We start from the raw sequence: 4,101 nt of genomic DNA, 5'->3' as shown, positions 1-4,101 counted from the left end.
CCTGGCCGCCGGGATCGGCGTACTGCGTTTCCCGGACGCGCTGTCCCGGATGCACGCGGCCACCAAACCGCAGGTGCTCGGGGTGCTCCTGTTGCTGCTGGGCATCGCGTTGCGGCTGCGGTCCCCGGCGGACCTGGGCATGATCCTGCTGGTGGCGGTCTTCCAGTTGGCGACCGCGCCGGTGGCGGCGCAGATGATCGGGCGGGCCGCGTACCGGTCGGGGCGGCTCGACCGGGGTCTGCTCGACGCCGATGAGCTGGCCGACCGCGGACCAGGCGGCGGGCCGGCGGGGCCGCCGGGCTCGGCGTGACGACCGGCGGGGCCCGCTGAACCGGACGTTCCGCTCCTTCGGCCCACCCCCAGCGGAGTCCCAGCCAGCGCAGATAAAATGACGGCATGATCGACTCTTCTGCCCAGGAGGGCAGCAGTAGCCAGCCGGGTCGTGCCCGGCATATCCCCGTACCGACGACCCCGGGAGCCCTGAGCGACCCGTGTTGATCGTCGTTGGTCTCCTTCTGATCATTCTTCTCACTGCCGCCACCGGCTACTTCGTGGCGCAGGAGTTCGGCTACGTCGCCGTGGACCGGGGCAAGCTGCGCCAGCTCGCCGATGACGGCGATCAGGCCGCCGCCCGGGCCCTGACCGTCACCAGCCGGCTCTCCTTCATGCTCTCCGGTGCCCAACTCGGCATCACCGTCACCGCGCTGCTGGTCGGCTACGTCGCCGAGCCGTACCTGGGCGGTGGTCTCGCCGACCTGCTCGGCGTGGCCGGCGTCAGCGAGGCGGTCAGCCTGCCGCTGTCGGTGGCGTTGGCCCTGGTCATCGCCACCATCGTGCAGATGGTCCTCGGTGAGCTGGCCCCGAAGAACCTGGCCATCGCTCGGGCCGAGCAACTGGCCCGGGCGCTGAGCCGCTCCACCCTGATCTACCTCGCCGTCGCCGGGCCGCTGATCCGGCTCTTCGACCGGGCCTCGGTCCGGCTGTTGCGCCGCATCGGCATCGAGCCGATCGAGGAGCTGCCCAGCGGCGCCACCCCGGCGGACCTGGAACAGATCATCGCCGAGTCCCGCGAGGAGGGCAGCCTCGACGCCGAGATGTCCACGCTGCTCGACCGAGGTCTGGACTTCCGCGAGCTGACCGCCGGCGAGGCCATGGTGCCGCGCGTCGACGTGCACACGGTTCGGGCGCACGAACCGGTGAGCCGGGTGGTCGAGCTGCTCGACACCGGCCACTCCCGCTTCCCGGTACGCGGTGCGGAGGGCGTCGACGACCTGCTCGGCATCGTCGGCATCGCCGACGTGCTCGGCGTACCCCCGGGGGAGCGGGCCACCACCCCGGTGAGCGCGGTGGCCGGGCCGCCGCTGCTCGTACCGGAGACGTTGCCCCTGCCCACGGTGCTCGACCGCCTGCGGTCCGGGCACCGGCAGATGGCGTGCGTGGTCGACGAGTACGGCGGCTTCGCTGGCGTCATCACGCTGGAGGACATTGCCGAGGAACTGGTCGGCCCGATCCGCGACGAGGACGACCCACCGGAGCGGGCACCGGCCCGGCAGGACGACGGGTCCTGGGTGGTGCCGGCCCGCTGGCGGATCGACGAGGTCGCCGACAGCACCGGCATCGCACTGCCCGAGGCCCCCGAGTACGACACCCTGTCCGGGTTGGTGATGCGGGAGCTGGGCCGGGTGCCCGAGGTCGGTGACCGGCTGGAGATCAGCCTGCAACCCGAGGGGTCGGACGGCGAGGACAACGAGACGGAGCCCCGGGCTCTGGTCGAGGTGCTGGCCGTGGACCGGCACGTGGCCGACTCGGTGCGGTTGCAGCTGACCAAACCGGAGGTGTCCGCATGAGCCCCGGGATCGCGCTGTTCAGTTCGGTGATCCTGTTGGCGCTGAACGGGTTCTTCGTGGCCGCCGAGTTCGCCCTGGTGGCCAGCAAGCGCTACCGCCTGGAGCAGGCGGCGGCGAACGGTGGTCGGGCGGCACGGGCCGCGCTGGACGGCGTCCGCGAACTGTCGCTGATGCTGGCCGGCGCGCAGCTCGGCATCACGCTTTGCACCCTGGGTCTCGGCGCGCTGGCCGAGCCGGCGATCGAGCACCTGCTCAGCCCCCTGCTGCACGCGGTGGGCCTACCGGACGCGGCCAGTCACCTGGTCGCCCTGGTCTTCGCCCTCGGGGTGGTGACCTTCCTGCACCTGGTGGTGGGGGAGATGGCACCGAAGTCGTGGGCGATCACCGACGCGGAGCGCTCGGCGACGCTGCTCGCGTTGCCGTTCCGCGCTTTCGCCCGGGTTTCCCGGCCGGTGCTCTCCGCGCTGAACGCCCTGGCCAACGCGATCCTGCGGCTGTTCGGCGTCAACCAGCAGGACCAGCTCGCCCAGGTGCACGGCCCGGACGAGCTGCGGATGCTGCTGGAGCAGTCCCGAGAGCACGGGCTGCTCGGTGCCGAGCAGCACCAACTGCTGACCAGCATGCTGGAGTTGCAGGGCACGTCGGTGGCGCAGGTGATGGAGCCGTTCGCCACCATGGTCACCGTCCGCCGGGACGACCCGGCCGAACGGATCGAAGAGGTCAGCCGGGACAGCGGCCGATCCCGGCTCGCGGTGCTCGACGAGGCGGGCGACGTGTGCGGGCTCGTGCACGTCCGGGAGGCGGTACGGGTGGTCACCACCGGCCGTGTCGCCACCGCCGGGGAGCTGATGACCCCCGCGTTCACACTGCCCGCGACGTCCTCGGTCACCGAGGCGGTGGCGGCGATGCGGGCCCGGCAGTCGCAGCTCGCGCTGGTCCGCAACGGCGGTGGCCCGGCCCGGCCGATCGGCTTCGTGGCCCTGGAGGACCTCCTGGAGGAGGTCATCGGGGAGTTCGACGACGAGACCGACACGGTTCCGCGCGGGCGTCGTTTGCGCTGACGTGCCGACCCGGCCGCACTGACGACGTGCGGCCGGGTCGACGCCGTGCTGTTCGACGTCGGCGGGCTTGAGATCACCTCGACGGGGTAGGCGCGGCTGGTGCGGGGCGTGCTGTCCCCGTTCCGGGAGGGGGCGCGGTGCGGCTGACGGGAGTGTCCCCGGAGTCCGGTGGCACCGGACTCTCCGTGCAGACCACGCTGCCCAACCCGAGTACCCGCCCGGGCCTGCGCCTGCCCGGCCGGGTGACAGTCGCGGCCGGCCCGGAGGACGTGCTGGTGCGGCACATCCGACTCGGCCTCGTCACCACTGTCGAACCGGACGATCCGGCTGCGGCCCGACGTCTCGTGCAGTTCCACCACCTGCCGATCGCCGGCCGGTTCGTCGTACCGGCCGGTCGGCGGCGGGCTGTCGACTTCGCGTTCCCGCTGCCGTGGGAGACCCCGGTGACCACCTTTGGTGGGGTGCCGCTGCTGAGCCTGCGGATGGGCCTGCGGACCGAGGTGTCACTCGACCCCGACCGCGACCAGGGGGCCATGGTGCCGGTCTTCGTGCATCCGATCCCCACCCAGCAGCACGTGCTGGCGGCGCTGGACACGCTCGGTTTCATGATCCGCCAGTCCGGGTTGCAGGAGGGCGGGTTGCCGGGGGTGGAGCACACCCTGCCGTTGCATCAACGCTGGGGCTACTGGGTGGGGCCGCTCTACGCCGGCCCGATCACCGAGCTGGAGGTGATCTTCGTGACCAACTCGGCGGGCCTGGAGGCGATCCTCTGGATGGATCGCCGGCTGGCGCTGGCCGGAATCACCCACCAGAGCATCAGCAGGTTCCGGATCTGGCACGAGCACGCCGACCGGCGGGACTGGGTCGCCACGGTGGACGGCTGGATCCGCCAGGCGATCAACCGGCACGCCGCCGCGGCCGCGCACGCCGACTGGTCCGCGCAGATCGCCGGATCGGCCCACGTCAGTCGCCATCCCGACGAGCCGATCCGACCGGGCTACGGCCTGGGCGGCACCGCCGGAGGCGCCGGCGTAGGAGGCGGCGGTTCCGGCGGCGACGGCACCTGACCGTCCGCCCGGCCCGCGCCCGGCCCCGCCCTCTCACCCCCCCGGGCCCGCGCCCCCGGGGCCCCGCCCTCCCACCCCCGCGATCTTGCAGTTTCTGCGGCGACAAAGCGGCGCAGAATGCGCGTT

The 4,101-nt window shown here is 72.5% G+C and carries 4 protein-coding genes; all 4 read left to right on the top strand.

All coding sequences use genetic code 11. The annotated features are described in order from the left end of the window. Position 1 precedes the first annotated feature (1 nt). The 4 genes from mnhG (at position 2) to AB0C20_RS35410 (ending at position 3,975) form a co-directional block, all read left to right on the top strand. A complete protein-coding gene (gene mnhG, locus AB0C20_RS35425) occupies positions 2 to 310 on the top strand; it encodes a monovalent cation/H(+) antiporter subunit G (protein ID WP_357569647.1) in 309 nt (102 codons plus the stop codon). Positions 311 to 491: 181 nt separating this feature from the next. Beyond that, complete coding sequence (locus AB0C20_RS35420; RefSeq protein WP_357569646.1) at positions 492 to 1,847, top strand: hemolysin family protein; 1,356 nt, start codon at positions 492 to 494, stop codon at positions 1,845 to 1,847. Beyond that, positions 1,844 to 2,908: a hemolysin family protein gene (locus tag AB0C20_RS35415; protein WP_357182920.1), complete on the top strand. Its 1,065-nt coding sequence runs from the start codon at positions 1,844 to 1,846 to the stop codon at positions 2,906 to 2,908. Before AB0C20_RS35420 ends, AB0C20_RS35415 begins: the two co-directional genes overlap by 4 nt. A gap of 137 nt (positions 2,909 to 3,045) precedes the next feature. Then, positions 3,046 to 3,975 carry a sporulation protein gene (locus AB0C20_RS35410; RefSeq protein WP_357182916.1) on the top strand — a complete coding sequence of 310 codons (930 nt, stop codon included), beginning with the start codon at positions 3,046 to 3,048 and terminating at the stop codon, positions 3,973 to 3,975. The last annotated feature ends 126 nt before the right edge of the window (positions 3,976 to 4,101 follow it).

Origin of the sequence: Micromonospora sp. NPDC048843 (assembly GCF_040649965.1) — a bacterium.
Classification (GTDB): Bacteria; Actinomycetota; Actinomycetes; order Mycobacteriales; family Micromonosporaceae; genus Micromonospora; species Micromonospora hortensis.
The sequence above is the reverse complement of the archived record's forward strand: the minus strand, read 5'-3'. Positions and strand labels throughout refer to the sequence as shown.

Bases quoted from the DNA above. Each gene is read 5' to 3' on its own strand.
- AB0C20_RS35415 (WP_357182920.1), top strand. From the start codon at position 1,844: ATGAGCCCCGGGATCGCGCTGTTCAGTTCGGTGATCCTGTTGGCGCTG.